This window comes from Novosphingobium terrae, from assembly GCF_017163935.1.
GTDB lineage: Bacteria > Pseudomonadota > Alphaproteobacteria > Sphingomonadales > Sphingomonadaceae > Novosphingobium > Novosphingobium terrae.
The window spans coordinates 1,816,829-1,837,643 of record NZ_JABVZR010000002.1; the positions used below are offsets into that span (position 1 = coordinate 1,816,829).

Annotated in this window: 17 protein-coding genes; 7 read left to right on the forward strand and 10 right to left on the reverse strand. The window is 65.4% G+C overall.

What is annotated here, in order from left to right; genetic code table 11:
• Together HGK27_RS25990 and HGK27_RS25995 are read left to right on the forward strand one after the other, a co-directional pair.
• On the forward strand, positions 1-1,629 hold the full coding sequence (locus HGK27_RS25990) for a GMC family oxidoreductase (RefSeq protein WP_206243719.1): 1,629 nt from the start codon (positions 1-3) through the stop codon (positions 1,627-1,629).
• Positions 1,630-1,654: 25 nt separating this feature from the next.
• On the forward strand, positions 1,655-3,142 hold the full coding sequence (locus HGK27_RS25995) for an aldehyde dehydrogenase family protein (protein ID WP_206243720.1): 1,488 nt from the start codon (positions 1,655-1,657) through the stop codon (positions 3,140-3,142).
• A gap of 4 nt (positions 3,143-3,146) precedes the next feature.
• Here HGK27_RS25995 and HGK27_RS26000 read toward each other — a convergent pair whose 3' ends face one another.
• Positions 3,147-4,373, reverse strand: a complete 1,227-nt coding sequence (locus tag HGK27_RS26000; protein ID WP_206243721.1) for a LysR family transcriptional regulator — start codon at positions 4,371-4,373, stop codon at positions 3,147-3,149.
• A gap of 131 nt (positions 4,374-4,504) precedes the next feature.
• Here HGK27_RS26000 and HGK27_RS26005 point away from each other — a divergent pair, with 131 nt between their 5' ends.
• Complete coding sequence (locus HGK27_RS26005; protein ID WP_206243722.1) at positions 4,505-5,644, forward strand: acyl-CoA dehydrogenase family protein; 1,140 nt, start codon at positions 4,505-4,507, stop codon at positions 5,642-5,644.
• Positions 5,645-5,689: 45 nt separating this feature from the next.
• Here HGK27_RS26005 and HGK27_RS26010 read toward each other — a convergent pair whose 3' ends face one another.
• Both HGK27_RS26010 and HGK27_RS26015 read right to left on the reverse strand, forming a co-directional pair.
• Entirely contained in the window at positions 5,690-6,880 is a 1,191-nt protein-coding gene (locus tag HGK27_RS26010; RefSeq protein WP_206243723.1) for a CaiB/BaiF CoA transferase family protein, read from the reverse strand.
• A gap of 106 nt (positions 6,881-6,986) precedes the next feature.
• The gene (locus HGK27_RS26015; RefSeq protein ID WP_206243724.1) at positions 6,987-7,721 is read right to left on the reverse strand and encodes a FadR/GntR family transcriptional regulator; all 735 of its coding nucleotides are present in this window, start codon (positions 7,719-7,721) and stop codon (positions 6,987-6,989) included.
• 142 nt (positions 7,722-7,863) lie between these two features.
• Here HGK27_RS26015 and HGK27_RS26020 point away from each other — a divergent pair, with 142 nt between their 5' ends.
• Genes HGK27_RS26020 through HGK27_RS26030 form a run of 3 tightly spaced genes read left to right on the forward strand, consistent with a single transcriptional unit; the run spans position 7,864 to position 11,175 of the window.
• Positions 7,864-8,610: an electron transfer flavoprotein subunit beta/FixA family protein gene (locus HGK27_RS26020; RefSeq protein WP_206243725.1), complete on the forward strand. Its 747-nt coding sequence runs from the start codon at positions 7,864-7,866 to the stop codon at positions 8,608-8,610.
• 1 nt (position 8,611) lies between these two features.
• Positions 8,612-9,541: an electron transfer flavoprotein subunit alpha/FixB family protein gene (locus HGK27_RS26025; protein ID WP_206243726.1), complete on the forward strand. Its 930-nt coding sequence runs from the start codon at positions 8,612-8,614 to the stop codon at positions 9,539-9,541.
• Positions 9,538-11,175: an electron transfer flavoprotein-ubiquinone oxidoreductase gene (locus HGK27_RS26030; RefSeq protein WP_206243727.1), complete on the forward strand. Its 1,638-nt coding sequence runs from the start codon at positions 9,538-9,540 to the stop codon at positions 11,173-11,175. The genes HGK27_RS26025 and HGK27_RS26030 overlap by 4 nt, the downstream gene beginning before the upstream one ends.
• A gap of 105 nt (positions 11,176-11,280) precedes the next feature.
• Here the strand turns inward: HGK27_RS26030 and HGK27_RS26035 are convergent, their stop codons facing one another.
• The 3 genes from HGK27_RS26035 to HGK27_RS26045 form a co-directional block, all read right to left on the reverse strand.
• Positions 11,281-13,806, reverse strand: a complete 2,526-nt coding sequence (locus tag HGK27_RS26035) for a TonB-dependent receptor (RefSeq protein WP_241127866.1) — start codon at positions 13,804-13,806, stop codon at positions 11,281-11,283.
• A 316-nt stretch (positions 13,807-14,122) separates the two neighbouring features.
• A complete protein-coding gene (locus HGK27_RS26040; RefSeq protein ID WP_206245562.1) occupies positions 14,123-15,556 on the reverse strand; it encodes an aldehyde dehydrogenase family protein in 1,434 nt (477 codons plus the stop codon).
• 129 nt (positions 15,557-15,685) lie between these two features.
• On the reverse strand, positions 15,686-16,987 hold the full coding sequence (locus HGK27_RS26045) for a cytochrome P450 (protein WP_206243729.1): 1,302 nt from the start codon (positions 16,985-16,987) through the stop codon (positions 15,686-15,688).
• Positions 16,988-17,190: 203 nt separating this feature from the next.
• Between HGK27_RS26045 and HGK27_RS26050 the strand changes: the two genes are divergently transcribed.
• Positions 17,191-18,297 carry an NAD(P)-dependent alcohol dehydrogenase gene (locus HGK27_RS26050; RefSeq protein WP_206243730.1) on the forward strand — a complete coding sequence of 369 codons (1,107 nt, stop codon included), beginning with the start codon at positions 17,191-17,193 and terminating at the stop codon, positions 18,295-18,297.
• Positions 18,298-18,315: 18 nt separating this feature from the next.
• Here the strand turns inward: HGK27_RS26050 and HGK27_RS26055 are convergent, their stop codons facing one another.
• The 4 genes from HGK27_RS26055 to HGK27_RS26070 form a co-directional block, all read right to left on the reverse strand.
• A complete protein-coding gene (locus HGK27_RS26055; RefSeq protein ID WP_241127491.1) occupies positions 18,316-19,020 on the reverse strand; it encodes a MerR family transcriptional regulator in 705 nt (234 codons plus the stop codon).
• 171 nt (positions 19,021-19,191) lie between these two features.
• Positions 19,192-19,362 carry a hypothetical protein gene (locus HGK27_RS26060; RefSeq protein ID WP_206243731.1) on the reverse strand — a complete coding sequence of 57 codons (171 nt, stop codon included), beginning with the start codon at positions 19,360-19,362 and terminating at the stop codon, positions 19,192-19,194.
• A gap of 24 nt (positions 19,363-19,386) precedes the next feature.
• Positions 19,387-20,181: an alpha/beta hydrolase fold domain-containing protein gene (locus tag HGK27_RS26065; protein WP_206243732.1), complete on the reverse strand. Its 795-nt coding sequence runs from the start codon at positions 20,179-20,181 to the stop codon at positions 19,387-19,389.
• Complete coding sequence (locus HGK27_RS26070; protein WP_206243733.1) at positions 20,178-20,699, reverse strand: helix-turn-helix domain-containing protein; 522 nt, start codon at positions 20,697-20,699, stop codon at positions 20,178-20,180. The genes HGK27_RS26065 and HGK27_RS26070 overlap by 4 nt, the downstream gene beginning before the upstream one ends.
• Between the last annotated feature and the right edge of the window lie 116 nt (positions 20,700-20,815).

Genomic DNA, 20,815 nt, shown 5'->3' on the forward strand with positions numbered 1-20,815 from the left:
GTGAGCGACACATTCGATTATATCGTCATCGGCTCGGGCTCGGCAGGCAGTCTGATGGCCAACCGGCTCTCCGCCGATCCCGCCAACCGCGTCGCCTTGATCGAGGCGGGGCCGTCTGACCGCCAATGGCCCGTCAACATCAAGACCGCCATGCCGGTGGGCAACATCTTCCTGCTGCCCCATGCGCGCTACAACTGGAAGCACAGCCTTTCGGGCAATACCGAAATTGGCGGGCGCAGCATCAACTTCCCGCGCGGCAAGCTGATGGGCGGCTGCAGCGCGATCAACGGCGGCGTCTATATCCGTGGCCAGCGCGAGGATTACGAGGGTTGGGTCAAGGCGGGCAACAAGGGCTGGGGCTACAGCGATGTGCTGCCCGCCTTCACCGCCGTCGAGAATTACGAAGGCCCCGACAAGCCCTGGCATGGCAAGGGTGGCGAGCTGGATGTGCAGCAGCCGCGCAGCTTCAACCCCATCACCCATGCCATCGTGGCGGCGGCGCAGCAGGCGGGCCATGCCCGCAATCAGGATTTCGCGGGCGAGAAGCAGGCCGGTTTCGGCACCTATGACCTCAACCAGCGACGCGGAACGCGGCTTTCCAGCGCGCGGGCCTTTCTGCATCCGGTGCTGAAACGCCCTAATCTGACCGTACTGTCCGACACTTTGGCACGCCGCATCCTCTTCGATCGCGGGCGGGCCAACGGGCTGGAGATCGAGCAGGCCGGCCAACGCCGCACCCTGACTGCAAAACGCGAGGTCGTGCTGTGCGGCGGGGCGATCAACTCGCCGCAACTGCTGATGCTCTCGGGGATCGGCCCGGCGGATCATCTGCGCGCGATGGGCATCGAGGTGCTGCACGATCTGCCCGGCGTGGGCGCGCATCTGCAGGATCACCCCACGGTGCATCTCTCCATGGAGAACCCCAGCGCTGAATCCTACGCGCTTTCGGCCAGGACCTATGGGCGTATCCTGCTCAGCCCGTTCCGTTATCTGCTGAAGCGTGACGGCATGTTGGCCAGCAATGTCGCCGAATGCGGTGGCTTCCTCTGCACCGATGGCAGCGGGCGGCCCGATATCCAGATCACCTTTCTGGTGGGCCTGAAGGCCAATGCTCGCGTCATCCCCTCCGAGCATGGCTATATGGCGCTGATCCAGCTGCTGCGGCCCAAAAGCGAGGGCTCGGTACGCCTTGCCAGCAACCGGCCCGAGGACAAGCCTGTCATCGACCCCAATTTCTTCGCCGATCCCTATGACATGCGCACGCTGATCGCCGGTTTTCGCGAGGCGCGCCGCATCTTCGCGCAGCCCGCTCTGGCCGCCATGACCGGCGCCGAGATCGAGCCCGGCGTCGATGTGCAGAGCGACGCGCAGATCGACGCGGCGCTGCGCAAGATCGTCAACACCGCCTATCACCCCACCGGCACCTGCAAGATGGGGCCCGACAGCGATCCCATGGCCGTGGTCGACGGGCGTTTGCGGGTGAGGGGCGTCTCGGGCCTGCGGGTGGTCGATGCCTCGGTGATGCCCGAGATCATCAGCGGCAACACCAGCGCGCCCACCATGATGATCGCCCAGCGCGCGGCAGCCTTCATCCTTGAAGATGCCGCCCGATCCAACATCGCGGCCTGAACCGAACCTATAAGGAGAGCCCCCCATGGAGATGACCCTGACGCGCAACCGCCCTGCCATGCTGGACCGGCTGGAGCAGGATATGCTGATCGACGGCAAGCGCGTGCCCGCCCTGTCCGGCAAGCGTTTCGAAACCCGCAATCCGGCGACCGGCGCCTTGCTGGCGCAGGTGGCCCATGGCGCCGCCGAGGATGTCGACCGCGCGGTGGCGGCGGCACGCAAGGCTTTCGAGGGGCCGTGGCGCCGCATGAAGCCCGCCGAGCGCCAGCGCATCATGCTGCGCCTCGCCGATCTGGTGGAGGAGCATTACGACGAGCTGGCGATGCTGGACACGCTCGATCTGGGCGCGCCGGTCTCACGCACCATGCTGGGCAAGGCTCGCGCCGGGGCGCTGCTGCGCTATTACGCGGGTCAGGCGGTGCTGATCGCGGGCGATACGCTGCCCAATTCCGCGCCCGGCGATGTGCTGTCGCATACGCTGAAGGAGCCGATCGGCGTGGTCGCGGCGATCAATCCGTGGAACGGCCCCATCGGCATGTCGGTGTGGAAGGCGGGGCCGGTGCTGGCCAGCGGCTGCACCATGGTGATGAAGCCTGCCGAGCAGACGCCCTTGTCCGCCTTGCGCTTTGGCGAGCTGTGTCTGGAAGCGGGCGTTCCGGCGGGCGTCATCAACATCCTCACCGGCATGGGCGATGCGGGGGCGGCGCTGTCCTCGCATCCCGGGATCGACAAGATCGCCTTCACCGGCTCGACCGGGGTGGGCGAGAAGATCCTGCATGCCGCCGCATCGACCATGAAGCGGGTGACGGTGGAGCTGGGCGGCAAATCGCCCAACATCGTCTTTGCCGATGCCGATCTGGACAAGGCCGTGCCTGCCGCCGCCACCGCCGTTTTCGCCAATGCCGGGCAGATCTGCAGCGCGGGCACGCGGCTGTTCGTCCAGCGCGAGATCCATGACGAGTTCATGGCCCGTCTGGCCGAACACACGCGCACGATCCGTGTGGGCGATCCGCTCGATCCGGCCACGCAGATCGGGCCGGTGGTGTCCGGGCCGCAGATGGACAAGATCCTCGGCTTTATCGAGGGCGCCGGGCAGGAGGGCGCCCGGGCGCTGGTCGGCGGCGGCCGTCTGGCGGGCGCGGGGCTGGACGATGGCTTCTTCATCCAGCCGACCATCTTCACCGGTGTGACCGACGAGATGACCATCGCGCGGGAGGAAATCTTCGGCCCGGTGCTCAGCGCCTTCGCCTTCGATACGGAGGAAGAGGTGCTGGCCCGCGCCAATGCCACCTCCTTCGGGCTTGGCAGCGGGGTGTGGACGCGCGATCTGGCCACCGCCCATCGCATGGCGCGGGGCATTCAGGCCGGGTCGGTCTGGGTGAACTGCTATCAGATGCTCGATCCGGGCGTACCGTTTGGCGGCTACAAGCTGAGCGGCTTCGGGCGCGAGTCCGGCCCGCATCACATTGAGGAATATCTGGAAACCAAGGCGGTGTGGATCAATCTGGATTGAAGGTTCAGACCCAGCCCGTGCTGCGCAGCGCGGGCTGGGTTGATCCCGGGCGCATCGCCGTCGCCGCCTCTTCCAGACAGTCGAGGAAATGGCGCTGGGTGGCCGTGGGGCGCCAGCTGCGCCTTGTGCTGATGCCGACCAGACGGCGGCTATGCTCCAGCGGTGCGCCGACCTGCGCCAGCAGCCCGCTGCGGATCTGCAAGGCCACCTGATCGGGTGAGAGCAGGGTGAGGAAATTGCCCTCCGTCAGCAACCGCCCGATAATCATCACCGACCCGCATTCGATCGGCGTTTCGGGCAGCGCGGCGCCGTGGAACAGCTGCTCCCATTGTTCGCGCAGGGGCGAATTGGCCGGGGCCACGATCCAGGGATAGGCGGAAAGCTGCTCCAGCTTGGGCTGCGGCACCGAGGCCAGCGGGTGCTGGCTGCCCGCCGCGATCACCAGATGATCCTCGTAGAGCGGCATCTGGTACAGGTCGGCGATTTCGAAAGGGCGCAGGGCGCCGACGATCATGTCGATCTCGCCATCGCGCAGGGGCTCGACCAGCTCGCGCCAGCTGCCCTCCAGCACCTTGAAGGCGGCGCGCGGATAGTTGCTGGTCATGCGCGCCATGGCGGCGGGCACCAGATAGGGCCGGGCCAGCGGCAAGGCGCCGAAAGCGATCAGCTCGCTGCCGCTGTCGAAGCCCAGATCGGCCACCGCCGCGATGATCTCGGTGACGGCCAGCCTTGCGCCGCGCGCCAGCCTTTTGCCCGCCGGATTGAGCCAGATCGCGCGGCCCCGCCGCTCCACCAGCTGGCCGCCGATCATATGCTCCAGATCGCTGACGGCGCGATGCACGGCGGTTTGAGACATGCCACTGCTGTGCGCGGCGGCAGCAAAGCCCCCCGCCTCGGCCAGCGCCAGAAAGGCGCGCAGCTGGGTCATGGTCATCAGCCGCTCGGGGTATTGGAACACCGCCGACAGGCCTTTGGCGGCGTGGGAGAGATGTTCCAGTGCGACGCGGGTGCGCTCGATCACGATGGCGCCCATCGGCGTTGGCACCATGCCGCCCGAGCGCCGCTCGAACATCGTATAGCCGAACTGGCGTTCCAGCTTGGCGAGCCCCTGCGTCAGCGCGGGCTGGCTGAGGCTGACGCTGTCTGCCGCCGCCGTGATGCTGCCCTTCTCCGCAATGGAGAGCAGGGCGCGCAGATGCCGCAGGTTGAGGTCGAAAGGGTCCGCCGCCATGGGTCGCATAGTAGGCCCGGGCGTGGGCGGCGCAATCGAAAAATCGAATGGACTGACCTTTTTCTTAATGGTACGACCATTTCGAGTCTGGCGCCGAAGCGCAGACATCGTTCCCCACAGGAGGATGCCCGATGGATTTTGAACTTCCCGATGAAATCGCCGAATTCCGCGAGGCGACCCGCCAGATCGTGGCCAATCTGCTGACCTATGAAACGGCCTTTCATGAGACCGGCAAGGTCGATCCCATCGTGCGCAAGACGCTGATCGAGAATGGCTATTTTGCCATGGCCCTGCCTGAAGAGCATGGCGGTCTGGGGCTGGGCGCTCTGGCGCAGGCGGTGGTGCAGATCGAACTGGCGCGCCTTCCTCCCCAATTCTGGACCGAGCTGCGCCCGTTGATGGGCCCGGGCGCCCGCAACATCGTGCAGCATGGCAGCGAAGAGCAGAAGGCCCGCCTGCTGCCCGGCATGGCCAATGGCGAGATCGGCATCGCTTTTGCTCTCACCGAGCCCAATTCGGGATCGGACCCCGGCTCGATGCGCACCACTGCGGTTCGCAACGCCGACGGCTGGCTGATCAATGGCAGCAAGACCTTCATTTCCAACGGCAAGAACGCCAAATATGTGATCGTCTACGCCTATACCGACAAGAGCGCGGGTCCGCGCGGTGGCATCACCGCCTTCCTGATGCCTGCCGACACGCCGGGCTATTCGGTGACCGGCACGATCGAGCTGATGGGCACCGCCTCGCCGGGTGTCTACGAACTGTCCTTCGACAATTGCCAGCTGCCCGAAGATGCGGTGATCGGCGAGTTGGGGCGCGGTTTCCATTATGCGCTGGAAGGCCTGAACGAGGGCCGCATGAATGTGGGCGCCACGGCGGTCGGCATGGGCGAATATGCGCTGGAGCTGGCCATTGCGGAATCGAAGGTGCGCCCGGCGTTTGGCGGGGTGATCTCCGACTTTCAGGCGATCCGTCATTACATCGCCACCATGGCCACCGATATGCGCGCGGCGCGGCTGATCCTGCTCGATGCGGCCTGGCGGTACGATCAGGGCGAGAAGAAGCGTGAACTGGCCTCGATGGCCAAATTGTTCGCCACCGAGGCGGGCAGCCGCACGGTGGATACCGCGCTGCAGATCTTTGGCGGCAACGGCTATTGCAAGGGCTTTGCCATCGAGCGGCTCTATCGCGATATCCGCATCACGCGGATTTACGAGGGTTCCTCGGAGATCCAGCGCAACACCATCGCGCGCGAATTGCTGCGGTGAAAGATGGGGCCGGGGTGATGAACCTCGGCCCCTTTCGCATGGGGATCAGAGCAGATTTCCGGCGGTGCGCAGGGCGCCAAGGTCTTGTGCTGAAAGGCCCAGTTCCGCGCTCAGCACGGCATCGCCGTCGGCGCCCAGTTGCGAGACGTGGTTGCGCGCTTTGGCCTGCGACCCGCTCATGCGGAAGGGCGGGTTGGGGACGCGATAGGGGCCCGCGCCATCGTCGATCCGGGTGAAGGCCTTGCGGGCGGCGAGTTGCGGGTCGTCCAGCACCTCCTCCATGCTGCGGTAGAGGCCGCAGGGCACGCCATGTTTGGCAAGGATCGCTTCAGCCTCGGCGCTGCTGCGCTGGCAGGTCCATTCTTCCACGGATGCCAGCAGCGTGGCCCAATTGGCGTTGCGATCAGCATTGGTGCGAAAGCGCGGGTCCTGCTGCCATTCGGGGTGGCCGACCGCCTGCGTCAATTGCTCGAAATTGCGCGGGCTGGTGGGGGCGACCATGATAAAACCGTCCGTGGTGCGCAGCGGCGTGTAAAGCGGGCGTCGCGCATCGCCGGGGAATTGCGCGGCCTGCGTCTCATAGACCAGCATGCCGACCATCGCCTCCAGCATGGAAACGTCGATATACTGCCCCTGCCCGGTCTTTTCGCGCTGATAGAGCGCGGCCTGAATTGCGCCGAAGGCATGGGTGCCGCCCAGCACATCGCCGACGAAGATGCCGCTCGTGGCCGGGCGCGTGGCATCGTCCTGATAGTGCAGATTGACCATGTCGAAGCCGCTGGCGGCATGGATCACCGGGGCATAGGCGGGCTGATGCGCCTTGGGCCCGCTCTGCCCATAGCCCGAGATCGAGCAATAGATCAGCCGCGGATTGAGCGCGGACAGCGTGGCGTAATCGAGGCCGAAGCGCGCCATCACCCCGGGGCGGAAGTTCTCGATCACCACATCGAAGCGGGGCACCATGCGGTGGATGAGGTCGCGGATTTCGGGCGCCTTGAGGTTGCAGGCCAGCGAGCGCTTTCCGGCGTTGAGATGACCGAAATAGGCGCTGTGCCCCTGCCGCATGGGCGGGCGGGCGCGGACCTGATCGCCTTCCAGCGACTCGATCTTGATCACCTCCGCCCCCAGATCGGCCAGCATGCGCGAGGCGAAAGGCCCGGCCATCACGCTGGTGAAATCGAGCACCCGCACATCGGACAGCGCATCGCGAGGCTGGGTGTTGGCAGGGGCGGTCATTAAGGCTCTCCCATTATAAAAGTATAATGGTCCTACCTATTGCATGAGGGCGCAAGGCGGTCAATCGCGCATGGCGCGCGCGGGTCGATCCGGCACTGGGGAAAGGTCAGGCCGCGCCGCGTGCCTTGATGTTCTTGCGCACATGGCGGTGGATGCGTTCCAGATGCTTGCGCATTTCCAGAGCGGCGGCATCGGCATCGCGTTTGCGCAAATGGCGGATCAGGCGCAGGCGCGAATCGATCAGCGTCTCCTGCAAGGTCTCGTAATCGGGCCCCTGCACGAATTGATGGAGGATCGAGGACAGCGAATTGACGAAAATGCCATAGATGCGGTTCTTCGTGGCGCGCGCCAGCACTTCATACCACTGCGCCGCGCATTCATAGCGCGCTTCGACGGTGGTTTCCTGTTTGGTGCGCTCGGCGATGGCCTCCAACTCGGCCAGATCGGTCTCGGTGGCCCTTTCGCAGGCGAGGCGCACGATGATGTCCAGCGTGGCGAGGCGCGCTTCGGTCAGCTCTTCCAGCGAAACCTTGCCGAGATGCACATAGTCCTGCATCGCCTGCACGATGCGGTCCGGCTCGGCGGCCTGAATGAAGGAGCCGCCCTTCACGCCCTTGGTATTGCGGATGATGCCCGAAACCTCAAGGCTGCGCAGCGCCTCGCGCAGGGCGCTGCGGCTCACCTGAAATTCGATGGCCAGTTCGCGCTCGGCAGGCAGCTTGTCGCCGGTCTTGAGCGTGCCCGCCGCCAGTTGTGAGCGGATCTGTTCGCAGATCGCCTCAAAGGCGCGCTGGGTCTTGATCGGGGCGAAATTGGGCTTGGCGGCGGTGTTGGTCGGCATCGCGGATCACTTTCGAGCAGGATGGCCTTCTATAGCGCATGGGCAAAAAGGAGCAATGGCCGGACCGTAGCGGCTTGACAGCGGGTACGGTTTTCTAAATGGTACGACCATTCAATATTTCAGAAGACATGGGATGCCGACGATGAAGATTCTCGTGCCTGTCAAAAGGGTGATCGACTACAACGCCAAGCCGCGCCTGAAGCCCGATGGATCGGGGGTGGATCTGGCCAATGTGAAGATGAGCCTCAATCCCTTCGATGAAATCGCCATTGAGGAAGCCGTGCGGTTGAAGGAAAAGGGCGTGGCCAGCGAGGTGATCGCCATCTCGGCCGGTCCGGCGAAGGCGGTCGATGTGCTGCGCACCGCTCTGGCCATGGGCGCGGATCGGGCCATTCTGGTGCAGAGCGACGAGGCGGTCGAACCGCTGGCCGTCGCCAAGATCCTGAAAGCTGTCGCCGATGAGGAGCAGCCGGGCCTGATCATTCTGGGCAAGCAGGCCATCGACGATGACTGCAACCAGACCGGCCAGATGCTGGCGGGCTTGATGGGCCGCCCGCAGGGCACGTTCGCCTCGCAGGTGGTGGTGGACGGCGATGCCGTGCTGGTCACCCGCGAGATCGATGGCGGATCGGAGACGGTGAAGCTGGCGCTGCCCGCGATCGCCACCACCGATCTGCGCCTCAACGAGCCGCGCTATGCCAGCCTGCCCAACATCATGAAGGCGAAGGCCAAGCCTCTGGCCACGAAGACGCCCGAGGATCTGGGCGTGGATGTCACCCCGCGCCTCGCCACGCTGAAGGTGTCCGAACCGCCGATGCGCGGCGCCGGGATCAAGGTTGCCGATGTCGATGCGCTGGTGGCCAAACTCAAGGATATGGGGGTTGCCTGAGATGACAAGTCTGATCTGGGTAGAACATGACAATGCCGCGCTGAAGGATGCCACGCTGGCCACGGTGAGTGCCGCCGCCCAATTGGGCGAGGTGGTTGCGCTGGTCGCCGGGCAGGGTTGCGGTGCGGTGGCGGCAGCAGCGGCCAACATCGCTGGCGTTTCCCGCGTGCTGCTGGCCGAGGATGAGGCCTATGCCCATGGGCTGGCCGACAACATCGCGCCGCTGATTGCCGGGCTGATGGGTGATTTCGAGGCCTTTGTCGCGCCTGCCACCACCTCGGGCAAGAACATTGCGCCGCGCGTGGCGGCACTGCTCGATGTGATGCAGGTCTCGGAGATCCTCTCGGTCGAGGGCCCCAAGACCTTCACCCGCCCGATCTATGCGGGCAATGTGATCGCCACAGTGGAAAGCCGCGATCCCAAGCTGGTGCTGACCGTGCGCACCACCGCTTTTGCCAAGGCGGCTGCTGCGGGCGGTTCGGCCACTGTCGAGACCATCACCGGCCCCGGCGATGCTGGTCTTTCCAGCTTTGCCGGTGCGCAGATCGCCACCAGCGAGCGGCCCGAACTGACCAGCGCCAAGGTGGTGGTCTCGGGCGGTCGCGCGCTGAAGGATGCCGCCGGGTTCGAGGCGGTGATCCTGCCGCTGGCCGACAGACTGGGCGCGGGCGTGGGCGCCAGCCGCGCGGCGGTGGATGCCGGTTATGTGCCCAATGATTATCAGGTGGGTCAGACCGGCAAGATCGTCGCGCCCGAGGTTTACATTGCCGTGGGTATCTCCGGGGCGATCCAGCATCTGGCGGGCATGAAGGATTCCAAGACCATCATCGCCATCAACAAGGATGAGGATGCCCCGATCTTCCAGATCGCGGACATCGGCCTTGTCGCAGACCTGTTCGAGGCGGTGCCGGATCTGACGGCCAAATTATGACCACGCGAGAAGCCATGGAGTACGATGTCGTGATCGTGGGCGGCGGCCCGGCCGGGCTGTCCGCCGCGATCCAGCTCAAGCAGCAGGATGCCGGGATCAGCGTCTGCGTGCTGGACAAGGGCAGCGAGATCGGGGCGCATATCCTCTCGGGCGCGGTGGTCGATCCGCGCGCGCTCGATGCGTTGATCCCCGATTGGCGGGAGCGCGATTGTCCGCTGGCCGCCGTGCCGGTGGCCGACAATCAGCACTGGTTTCTGACCAAACGCCGCAAAATCGCTGTACCGCATTGGCTGACGCCCGGCTGGATGCACAACAAGGGCACTTACACCGGCTCGCTGGGCAATCTGTGTCGCTGGCTGGCGGCGCAGGCGGAAGAACTGGGGGTGGAAATCTTCCCCGGTTTCGCCGCTGCCGAAGTCCTCTATGACGACAAGGGCGCGGTGCGCGGCGTGGCGACGGGCGATATGGGCGTGGGCCGCGATGGCCAGCCCAAAGGCGATTATCAGCCGGGCATGGAACTCCATGCCCGCTACACGCTGTTCGCCGAAGGCGCGCGCGGGCATCTGACCAAACAGATGATCGCGCGATACGCTCTGGATGCCGAGAGCCAGCCGCAGGTCTACGGGCTGGGGCTGAAGGAATTGTGGGACATTGCGCCCGGCAAGCACCAGCCCGGTCTGGTGATCCACACGCAGGGCTGGCCGCTGACCGATGCCTATGGCGGGGGCTTCCTTTACCATCAGGCCGACGGGCAGGTGGCGCTCGGCTTTGTGGTCGGGCTGGGCTATCGCAATCCGCATCTCTCCCCCTTCGGCGAGTTCCAGCGCTGGAAGCAGCACCCCGAGATCCGCCGCTTTCTCGAAGGCGGCAAGCGCGTCTCCTATGGTGCGCGGGTGATCAATGAGGGCGGCTGGCAGTCGGTGCCTCGGCTGACGTTCCCCGGCGGTGTGCTGGTGGGTTGCGCGGCGGGCTTCGTCAATGTGCCGCGCATCAAGGGCAGCCATACGGCCATGAAATCGGGCATGCTGGCCGCCGAGGCTGTCGCGGCGGCGCTGTCTACGGGGCGCGGCGGCGATCGGCTTGAGGCCTATGAAACCGCGCTGCGCTCCAGTTGGGTGGCGCAGGAGTTGCGCATGGTGCGCAATGTCCAGCCGCTGCTGGCGCGTTTCGGCGCCGTGCTGGGCACGGCTCTGGCGGGGGTGGAGATGTGGATGCGCACGCTGGGCATCGGCCTGCCCTATACGCTGGGGCATCATGCGGACCGCGCCCTGCACCGCAAGGATGCTGCCCGGCCCATCCCCTATCCCGCGCCCGATGGCGTGATCAGCTTCGACAGGCTGTCCTCGGTCTTCGTCTCGAACACCAATCATGAGGAGGATCAGCCGGTGCATCTGCAACTGGCCGATCCATGGCTGCCGGTGGCGCAAAACCTGCCGCTCTATGGCGAACCGGCGCGGCTCTATTGCCCGGCAGGCGTCTATGAGGTGACAGGGCAGGAGGACGGCGATCCGCGCTTTGTCATCAACGCGCAGAACTGCCTCCATTGCAAGACCTGCGACATCAAGGACCCTGCAGCCAACATCACCTGGGTGACGCCCGAGGGCGGCGGCGGGCCCAACTATCCCAATATGTAAGCTGGCGGCGATGCTGAAAAACCCCGGTTCCCATCAAGGGAACCGGGGTTTTCTTTCATCCTGCAATCCTGCCCGGCCCCGGCAGAGGGACCGGGCATCGCGGCATCACTTGAAGGTGAAGCCGAAGGTCACGCCATAGGTGGCGGGCATGCCGGCCAGACGGGCGGCGCTGTCGGTCGAGCTGATCACATTGGTCCAATAGTATTTGTTGAAGATGTTCTTGGCCCAGACCATCACGCGCCAGCCATGGCCGGACTCATACCCCGCCCGCGCATCGACCGTGGCATAGCCGGCGATCACGAAGGGCTGGGTCACCCCGGGCGCGGCGGCGGCATAGCCGACCCCGGCCAGATAGAGCGGGTTGTTGGCCTGAATCCGGCTGGTGGTGATGTTCTCGGCATTGAAGACGGCATCGGTCTTGGTGCGCGCGGTCACCGTGGTGCCGGCGAAGATCGCGGCATCATTGCCCAATTCGTGGCGCCAGCCGATGTCGACGCTGCCCGACCATTTCGGCGTGAAGGGCAGGGGATCGCCCGCGAAGTTCTGGTTGGCATTGCCCACCGCGTCGACGCCATTGTAGGTCAGCACCCTTGAGTTGAGGTAAGTGACCCCGCCGGTGATGGTGACTTCGGGAATCTCCCGCACGGTCAAATCGGCTTCCAGGCCCCAGATGCGCGATTTGGGCACATTCACCTCGGCCTCAAGGTCGCCGAAGATCGGGTCCAGCAGCTTGCCGCGCACCTGCTTGTTGCGATAATCATAGTAGAAAGCGGCGCTGTTCAGGCTGATCTTGCGATCGGAGGATTGCAGCTTGGCGCCCAGCTCATAGGCCAGCACCGATTCCTGCGTCACAGGCAGCAGCGGCGTCATCGTGGCGGCGGCCAGGCTGGGGAAGCTGCCGCTCTTGTAACCCTTCGACACCGTGCCATAGAGCAGCGCGCGCGGCGTCATCTGGAAGTTGATGCCTGCCTTCCACGAGACATTGCTCTCGTTCAGCTTGGCGATGAAGGGCTCACCCGGCACGCCCAGCGGCCCGGGACCATAGGGTGACAGCACGGTCACGCCCTTGGGGATCGGCACGTTGATCGCATTGAGCGTGTAGCAGCCGGCGTAGTTGATCGGCGTGAAGCTCTGGCCCGAAAGGCTGCCCAGCAGGTTGAACAGCTTGTCGTCATTGCCGCCCGGGATGCTGCTGCCGCAGACATTGGCGCTGTTGTGCGAATCCGTATAGCGCACCCCGCCGATCAGCGTCAGCCGGTCGATCAGCTTGTATTCGGCATTGCCGAAAATCGCCCAGTTGGTGATGCTCTGGTGATTGTCGACCGCGCTGCCGTTGATGTAGAGATTGTTGGCATTGTCGGCGGTGTTGTCGAAGATGCGCAGCAACTGGTTTTCATCGGTGACGGTGCGTTCGAAATTGCCGCCCACGATCCACTTCAGCGGGCCATGGCCCGAATTGGCCAGCCGCAGCTCCTGGTTGAAGGTGCGGATCATGCCGTCGCTGCGCTGAAGGTCGAAGCTGACGATATCATTGCCATCGCTGCTGACACGCTGGCGCTGGTCGAAGTGATCGTAGGAGGTCATGCTGGTCAGCGTGACATCATTGGTCACATCGATGTCGCCGCGCAGTGCGATCTGCCAGAAGGTGCGGTTGCTGAAAGGGCGGAAGTCGCTGGTGGTGGCGGTACCCGGCGTGGTCGAGCCATCGGCATTCACCACGCCGGTGGCAGGATCGATCGCCTGATCGACCCAATTGGCCGCCCTTGCATTGTTGGGTGCGAAGGGCGAGGCCAGAATTTTCGAGATCAGCGCCGGGGACGCCTTGCTTTGCGGATTGAGCAGGATCAGCTGCTGCGCCTGAGGCTGCGAGGTGTCCTTATAGCCATTGACCGACAGTTCGAACCGCGCCGCTGAGGTCGGCTTCCAGTCGAGCAGCAAGCGCCCGGCGGCATAGGACACATGGCCGTTGGTGTCGCCCGGGCGCGAGATGCTGTATTGCCAGTCATCCATATGCGAGCCGGTGGCGGCAACGCGGAAGCCCAGCGTGTCGGTCAGAGGGCCGCTGATATATGCGTTGGCGTCGATCGAATTGAAGCGGCCATAGCTGATGTCGCCCCCGGCCTGTAGTGATTTGGTCGGCTTGGCGGCGATGTAGTTGATCGCGCCGCCCGTGGCATTCTCGCCGAACAGCGTGCCCTGCGGGCCTTTGAGGACCTCGACGCGCTCAAGGTCGAAGGCGGCATGGCTGGCCATCACCGGGAAGGGCAGCGGGGCCTGATCGACATAGACGCTGACGGCGGGATAGACGCCCAGCGAGCTTTCGTTGAAGCCCACGCCGCGCAGGGTGAAGATCGGCGTGTTGTTGCCGGAGGGCGCGAAGGACAGGCCCGGCACCACAGAGGCCAGATCCGAGAGCGAGACGATCTTGCGCTCTTTCAGCTCATTGCCCGAGACCGCCGTGATCGACAGGCCGACCTTGTTGATGTTTTCCTCACGCTTGTTGGCGGTGACGATGATGTCCTGAATGCCCGGTTGCGGCGCCTGCTGCGGCGCGGGGGCATCCTGCGCCATGGCGGGCTGCGCCAGCAGCGCTGCGACGGCAAGCGCGGAAAGTCCGGAAAAAAGCCTCATGGTGGGCACGTTGATCTCTCCCTATCGAATATTATTATTCCCGGGCATCCGCCGTTGCGGGGGCGCCCGTCATTCTTCTCAATGCGGCCCTCCCGGCTGTGCGGGCGGCCTGTTTCCCTTGTCTGGCATGATCCCTGTTCGATCCGGGTGGCGGCTGCGTGCCAGCCCCCGTCCGCAGCCCCATCGTTACCGAAGGCGGGCACGGTGCGAAAATTGAATTAAGGTCCGACCATTCAAAAATCGGAAGTAAAGGGGATGATCCATCCAAAGGCCCCGGCGTCAGGCAAAGGGAGGCCGGGGCCTTGGGGGGCAGCGGTCAATCGCCCAGCAGGGCGGTCACCGTTTTGGTCTCGGTGTAGGCCAGCACGCCTTCCTCGCCCACTTCGCGGCCCCAGCCCGATTCCTTGACCCCGCCGAACGGCGCGGAAGGATCGTTCATGCCATGGGTGTTGATCCAGACGGTGCCCGCCTGAAGCCGCCGGGCGGTCAGATGGGCGCGCGACAGATCGCGGGTCCAGATGTTGGCGGCCAGGCCATAGCGCGTATCATTGGCGGCCTTGATCACCTCCTCGGCATCGTCAAAGGGCGTGGCGACCAGCACCGGGCCGAAAATCTCCTCGCGGACGATAGAGGCCAGCGGATCGGGATTGGCGAAGATCGTCGGCTCGACGAAATAGCCTTCCTGCGGCCCCGTGCCGCCGCCGGTCACCACCTCGGCGCCGCTGGCGCGCCCTTGCGCGATATAGTCCAGCACGCGTTCCTGCTGCGCGCGGGACACCAGCGGCCCCAGCATTGTATCGGGATCGCGGCCATGGCCCAGCTTGAAGGTCCTGGCCGCCGCCGCGACGCCCTCCACCACGCGGTCGAAGACCGAACGTTCGACATAAAGGCGCGAGGCGGCAAGGCAGACCTGCCCCGAATTGAAGAAGATCGCCAGCGCCGCGCCGATCGCCGCCTTGTCGAGATCGGCATCGGCAAAGATCAGCGAGGGTGATTTGCCGCCCAGCTCCAGCGTCACCCGCTTCAGATCGCGCGCTGCGGTCTGGACGATCTGCTTGCCCACGCGCGTCGATCCGGTGAAGGCGATCTTGTCCACGCCGGGGTGTTCGACCAGCGCCTGCCCCGCCTCATGCCCATAGCCGGTGACGATGTTGAGCACGCCCTCGGGCAGGCCCGCTTCCAGCGCCAGTTCAGCCAGCCGCAGGGCGGTGAGCGGCGTCACCTCAGAGGGCTTGAGCACCACGGTGCAGCCCGCCGCCAGCGCCGTGGCGATTTTCCATGCGGCCATGGCTAGCGGATAGTTCCAGGGCACGATCTGGCCGACCACGCCAATCGGCTCGCGCAGCGAATAGGAGTGATACTGCCGCCCGTCGGCCGAAATCGGATTGACCTGCCCGCTGATCTTCGAACACCAGCCCGCCATATAGCGGAAGATGTCGACCGCCGCGGGCACGTCCACCGCCAATGCGTGATGCACCGCCTTGCCATTGTCATAGCTTTCCAGCAGCGCCAGTTCCGCCGCATTTTCCTCGATCTTGCGGGCGATGGTCTCGATGATCTTCGCGCGATCAAGCGGGCGCATGCGCGACCAGGCCGCGCTTTCGAACGCCTTGCGCGCGGCGCTGACGGCACGGTCGACCTCCGCCGCGCCGCCGGCGGGAACATGGGCGAAGATCGTGCCGGTGGCAGGGTCCTCGACGGCGATGGTGCGGCCATCCTGCGCGGCGACGCGATCGGCGCCGATCAGCATGGCGGTGTCGGGCAGGCGCACGGGGGGCGTCAGGGTGACGTCTGCGGGTGTCAGCGTGGTGGTGTCATGCATGGCGAGGGTTCCATTGCAAAGGCCGAGCCCGGATGGGCGGGCGCGGCATGGGCGCTGTCAGCGCTTGGTGAAGCGGATGGGCAGGGTCTTGTAGCCACCCACGAAATTGGTCTCGACCATGCGCGGGTTGCCGGCCAGTTCGATGCTGGAGAGATGGGGCAGCAGTTCCTCGAACAGCACGCGCATCTCCAGCTTGGCCAGATGCTGGCCCAGGCACATATGCGGGCCGAAACCGAAGGCAATATGCGGATTGGGCGAGCGGGTGATGTCGAAACGCGCCGGATCGACAAAGACCTCCTCATCGCGGTTGCCCGAGGGGTAGCACATCATCAGCCGGTCCATGGCGCGGATGGTCTGGCCGCGCACCTGCGTGTCTTCCACGGCATTGCGCATGAAATGCTTGACCGGGCTGGTCCAGCGGATGGCCTCATCCACCAGCCCCTTCACCAGCGAGGGATCATCCTTCAGCCGCGCGAAATTCTCGGGATAGAGCAGCATGCCATGCAACCCGCCCGCCGTGGAAGAAGAGGTCGTGTCATGCCCGGCGGTGGCGATGGCCACATAATAGCCATTGGCCTCATCGCGGGGAATGGGCGCGCCATTGACCTGCGCATTGGCGATCAGCGAGAGCATGTCGTCAGTGGGATGGGCGCGGCGCTGGGCGCTCAGATCATCGAAATAGGCGTAGAAATCACCCAGCGTGGCAGCCCACATCTTGGCGGCCACCACCGGGTCGGCGGCGATTTCGGGGCGCTGTTCTTCCGGATCGTGAACGCCGAAGAACTCCTGAGTCAGCTTCAGCATGCGCGGCTCATCCTCGGGCGGCACGCCGAACAGCGTCATGATGACGCGCAGCGGATAATGCAGCGCGAAATCCCGCACGAAATCGCATTCGCCATCGAAGCTGAGCAGCTTCTCGACACTCTGGCGCGCCAGCGCGCGGATCTGGTCTTCCAGCTTGGCAATGCGGCTTGGCATGAACCAGCTCTGGGTCAGGTTGCGATAGGCCGCATGCTCGGGCGGGTCCATATAGGTCAGCGAGGAGATCAGCCGTGTCGAGCCGCCGCTGATCTGGCGCATGAATTCATCCGAGGCCCTGTCGTTCAGCACCGGATTGTGATCGGCATTGTGGAACAGCTTGGCGTTCAGTTCGATCGCGCGGATATCGGCATGTTTGGTCACGATCCAGATCGGATCGTAGCCCTCCACCTCGGCCACGCCCAGCGGCATGTTCTCGCGCAGCCACTGAAAGGCGGGATAGATGACATCGTCGCTGGTGTAGGACTTGGGCGCGATGACGATCCGGGCGATATCCTGAGGGATCAGCGGGCGCAATCCGGCTTCGAGTGTGGTGGTCATGGGGTCCTCTCCGCGCAATGTTATTTTGCGTATATGCATTACGTAATGCTGGACAGGCGGGGTCGTCAATTCTAATTAAAGGTCGGACCAAAGCGAGGCGGAGGCCGGAAAAATCCAGATTTTCCGCCCGCTGGGGTTATGAGCCGACCGGCTTCTTGCCGGAAATTGAATAGTCCGCATGATAATCAATAGGAGGATGTCCCATGGATGTGACGGCTGCGGTGGTCAGGCAGGCAGGCGGCCCCTTCGCCATCGAGACCTTGACGCTCGACGCGATCCGCCCCGACGAGGTGCTGGTGAAGATCGTGGGCACGGGCCTGTGCCACACCGATCTGGTGGTGCGCGATCAGGTGTTGCCGACGCCTTTGCCCGCCGTGCTGGGGCATGAGGGAGCCGGTGTGGTGGAGGCGGTGGGCGCACAGGTGTCCGCTCTGGCGCCGGGCGACCATGTGGTGCTGGGCTTTGCCGCCTGCCGCGCTTGCCCGCAATGTGATGCGGGGCTGCCTTCCTATTGCGAGCATTTCGGGGCGCTCAACTTCGACGGCTGCCGGGCGGATGGCACGCAATGTCTGCATGATGCGGCAGGCGCGGTCAGCAGCCACTTCTTCGGCCAGTCCTCCTTTGCCACCCATGCGGTGGTGGCCGCGCAGAATGTGGTCAAGGTGGACAAGGATGTGCCGCTGGCCTTGCTGGGCCCGCTGGGCTGCGGGATCATGACCGGCGCGGGGGCGGTGTTTCACGCGATTGACCTTCAGGAGGGCGAAAGCCTGCTGGTGATCGGTGGCGGCCCGGTGGGCCTTAGCGCGGTGATGGCGGCCAGGGTGCGGGGGGCGTCGCGCATCCTGCTGGCCGATCCGGTGGCATCGCGCCGGGCTGCCGCGCTCGATCTGGGCGCCACCGATGTGATCGATGTGACGCAAGGCGATCTGGCCGGGCAGGTGAGGCAGCTATTGCCCGCTGGCGTGTCCGGCGTGCTGGACAGTTCGGGCGTGGTTCAGGCCATCGAGGGCGGCGTGGCCGCTCTGGCGCCGCGCGGGCGGCTGGCGATGGTGGGGGTGCCGCGCTCGCTCGATGCGTCGATCTCGCTCAACATCGTGCAGATGCTGTCGCGCGGGATCAGGGTCTGTGGCGTCACCGAGGGCGATGCCGATCCGCAAATCTTCCTGCCGCAGCTGATCGACCTCTATCGCGCGGGGCGGTTTCCCTTTGACCGGCTGATCTCCACCTATCCGCTCGACCGGATCAATGAGGCGGTGGCCGATCAGCATGCCGGCCATTGCGTGAAAGTGGTGCTGACGATGTCTGAATGAGGGTACCGATGCGCGGCGTCAGGGCTCTGCCCCGGCGCCGCGCAGAGTGTCAAAATGGCGGAAGAAGGCCTGCTGGCGCAGCAGGCCGAAGAAATCCAGCATCAGCGGCAGGGCGCGTTCCACCATGGTGGCGGCTTCCTCCACCTCGATCCGGCCCTGTGTGCGCTGCAGGAAGGTGGTGGCCTCCCAGCGCCCCACGAAATCGGCGGCCTCGATGTAAAAGCCCAGAATATCGGGCGCGTAATCGAGGTGCTGGTCGAAGCCCGCCTGTCGCATCCGCCCCCAGATCCGCACCATCTGCGCGGCGGACAGCGTGAGCATATCGCCCCCCGCGGTCTCGATGATCCGGAGGATGCCGATGCTGGCCAGAATGCGCGCATCCTCCTCGGCATGGGGATATTCGTCGAGCAGCGAAGCAATGGCCACCGGCGGCCCGTCAGCCCCGGCGCGATGCGCGACAAGCTGCTCCAGCTTGTCGAAGGCGCTGGCCCCCACGGGGCCCTGAGCGGCGCCACCGGCCATCATCGCGCTGATTTGCGGCAGGGTCAGGCGGCTCTCCTGCTGCAACTGCCGGATGGCGAGGATCGCCTGAACATGCGTTTCGCTGTAATCGGCGACATTGCGGCAGGGGCGGTCGGGCTCGGGGATGAGCTTGTGCCGCAGATAGACGCGGATCGTCTCGCGGTTGACGCCGGTCCGTGCTTCCAGATCACGCATTTTCATGGCGCGTGGTTAGACCATTGCTGAAGCGAAGGGGCAACCGGCCTGTTGCGGGTTTTGGGCGGCCCCGCCCGAGATCGGAAGGAAAAAGGGCCGAAGCGGGGGGGCATCGCTTCGGCCAGGGCGCGCATCCACGGGGGGGAGGGGGTGGAGCGTGCAGCTTGTGGGCGGGCGTCAGGCGATCGGCGCGCTGACCGGGCGGTTGGGCAGGGCGGCGGGCGCATCGGCCTTGCGGTGATGTGGAGCCTTGTGGGGCGCGGGGCGCTCCATCGCCGGATCATCCTTGCGCAAGAGGCGCAGGAATGGCGAGGCGCGACCCAGCCAGAGACTGTCAGGGACCATCATGCCTCCTGTGCGATGGTTGAGGGATCATCCGGCGATGTCCTGCAGAAAGCTGGCCATCGCCTGCTGCGCCATCAGCGAGACCGGCGCGCCGAGCAGTGGCGGCAGCCAGGTGACATGGGCGATGGCGCCCAGACAGCGCATCGCGGCGCCGTCATTGTCGATGGCGGCAAGGCGCCGGGCGAAACCTTCGGCGCTGTCGCGAAAGCCGTCGAGTTCGGCGGTCAGCACCAAGGTCGGCGGCAGCTGGCGCAACTGCTCCTGCGCCAGATCGAGCGGCCAGCCATGGACCGCAGCGCGCTGCTCCGCCTGTTCCACCGCCGCCGCATGGGCTTGGGCGAGATAGGCATCCTGCGGCGCGAAGGGCGCGGCCGGCCCCAGCACGGGCGTGGCAAGCAGCAGCGCCGCCAGAGCCGGAGGCTGCCGCCGGGCGCATATCTCATGGATCAGCCCGATGGCCGCCACGCCGTCGGCCGCCACCGCGAGGCGATCCGGATCGGCGCCGAAGGCTGGACCATGGCGGGCGACCCAACTCAGCGCGGAAGGATCGGGCGCAAGGTTCCAGAACACCAGCCGCCCGCTGCGCTCGGCCAGAGCCTGAAGCGCGTGATGGCGGGTCCAGGGCGCGCAGGCGGGCAGGCCGTGATAGGCCAGCGCGGGAAGGATCGCACGGTCATTGCCGGAGGGGCGGAACAGCACCATCTCCGGCGCGATGGGCTGGCCGGGCAGGGCTGACAGGCGAGGGGGCAGCCCCTCATTCTGCTGGTCGAGAAAGGTCTGGACCATGGGATCGGGGCGCGCCGTCTGATGGGAGGCCATCATGCTGCGGCCATGGCGACAATGGCGTGGCGGCGGCGCCAGACAGCGGGAGTGACGCCCTTCACGCGGCGGAAGATGCGGCTGAGGTGCGACTGATCGTGGAAACCGCAGGCGGCGGCGATGATCGCCAGCTTTTCATGGCCGCCGGTCATCATCTCGGCGGCCAGATCCACGCGGCGGTTCAGCACATAGGCGTGAGGCGTGGTGTTGAAGGTCTGGCGGAAGGCGCGGGTGAAATGGCCGGTGCTCAGCTTGATCAGCTCGGCCAGCTCGTCATTGGCGATGGTCTCTTCGAGATGCGCCTCGATATGGGCGATGATGCGCCTGGCCTGCCAGGGGGCGAGGCCGCCACCGGTGATCTTCGGTTCCTCGGCCCGGCGGCCCAGCAGAATGTCACGCGCCGCAGAGATACGGTCACGGGCGAGAGGCGCGTCGCCGCCAATGGCCGAGGCGGCCTGATCGAGCAGGCTGATGGCATGAACCAGCGAGGTGGGGGCGGCGGTTGCGGACATCATGGTCATGTCGTGTCTCCGTAAAAGCGGATCGGCTCGATCAGCGTTGGAGACACTTTGGCGTGTCCGGGCGAAGGGTGTGAGTGAAGCGTCGTGAAGAAGCGTGAAGGCTGGGAAAGGGGCGT

What these genes read in the sequence shown, in the direction of transcription:
- HGK27_RS26010 (WP_206243723.1), bottom strand. Translation starts at nt 6,880, where the DNA reads ATGACCGCCCCTGCCAACACCCAGCCTCGCGATGCGCTGTCCGATGTG.
- HGK27_RS26020 (WP_206243725.1), top strand. Translation starts at nt 7,864, where the DNA reads ATGAAGATTCTCGTGCCTGTCAAAAGGGTGATCGACTACAACGCCAAG.
- HGK27_RS26000 (WP_206243721.1), bottom strand. Translation starts at nt 4,373, where the DNA reads ATGGCGGCGGACCCTTTCGACCTCAACCTGCGGCATCTGCGCGCCCTG.
- HGK27_RS25995 (WP_206243720.1), top strand. Translation starts at nt 1,655, where the DNA reads ATGGAGATGACCCTGACGCGCAACCGCCCTGCCATGCTGGACCGGCTG.
- HGK27_RS26035 (WP_241127866.1), bottom strand. Translation starts at nt 13,806, where the DNA reads ATGAGGCTTTTTTCCGGACTTTCCGCGCTTGCCGTCGCAGCGCTGCTG.
- HGK27_RS26025 (WP_206243726.1), top strand. Translation starts at nt 8,612, where the DNA reads ATGACAAGTCTGATCTGGGTAGAACATGACAATGCCGCGCTGAAGGAT.
- HGK27_RS26040 (WP_206245562.1), bottom strand. Translation starts at nt 15,556, where the DNA reads ATGCTGATCGGCGCCGATCGCGTCGCCGCGCAGGATGGCCGCACCATC.
- HGK27_RS26005 (WP_206243722.1), top strand. Translation starts at nt 4,505, where the DNA reads ATGGATTTTGAACTTCCCGATGAAATCGCCGAATTCCGCGAGGCGACC.
- HGK27_RS26070 (WP_206243733.1), bottom strand. Translation starts at nt 20,699, where the DNA reads ATGACCATGATGTCCGCAACCGCCGCCCCCACCTCGCTGGTTCATGCC.
- HGK27_RS26055 (WP_241127491.1), bottom strand. Translation starts at nt 19,020, where the DNA reads ATGAAAATGCGTGATCTGGAAGCACGGACCGGCGTCAACCGCGAGACG.
- HGK27_RS26050 (WP_206243730.1), top strand. Translation starts at nt 17,191, where the DNA reads ATGGATGTGACGGCTGCGGTGGTCAGGCAGGCAGGCGGCCCCTTCGCC.
- HGK27_RS26015 (WP_206243724.1), bottom strand. Translation starts at nt 7,721, where the DNA reads ATGCCGACCAACACCGCCGCCAAGCCCAATTTCGCCCCGATCAAGACC.
- HGK27_RS26030 (WP_206243727.1), top strand. Translation starts at nt 9,538, where the DNA reads ATGACCACGCGAGAAGCCATGGAGTACGATGTCGTGATCGTGGGCGGC.
- HGK27_RS26060 (WP_206243731.1), bottom strand. Translation starts at nt 19,362, where the DNA reads ATGATGGTCCCTGACAGTCTCTGGCTGGGTCGCGCCTCGCCATTCCTG.
- HGK27_RS26065 (WP_206243732.1), bottom strand. Translation starts at nt 20,181, where the DNA reads ATGATGGCCTCCCATCAGACGGCGCGCCCCGATCCCATGGTCCAGACC.
- HGK27_RS26045 (WP_206243729.1), bottom strand. Translation starts at nt 16,987, where the DNA reads ATGACCACCACACTCGAAGCCGGATTGCGCCCGCTGATCCCTCAGGAT.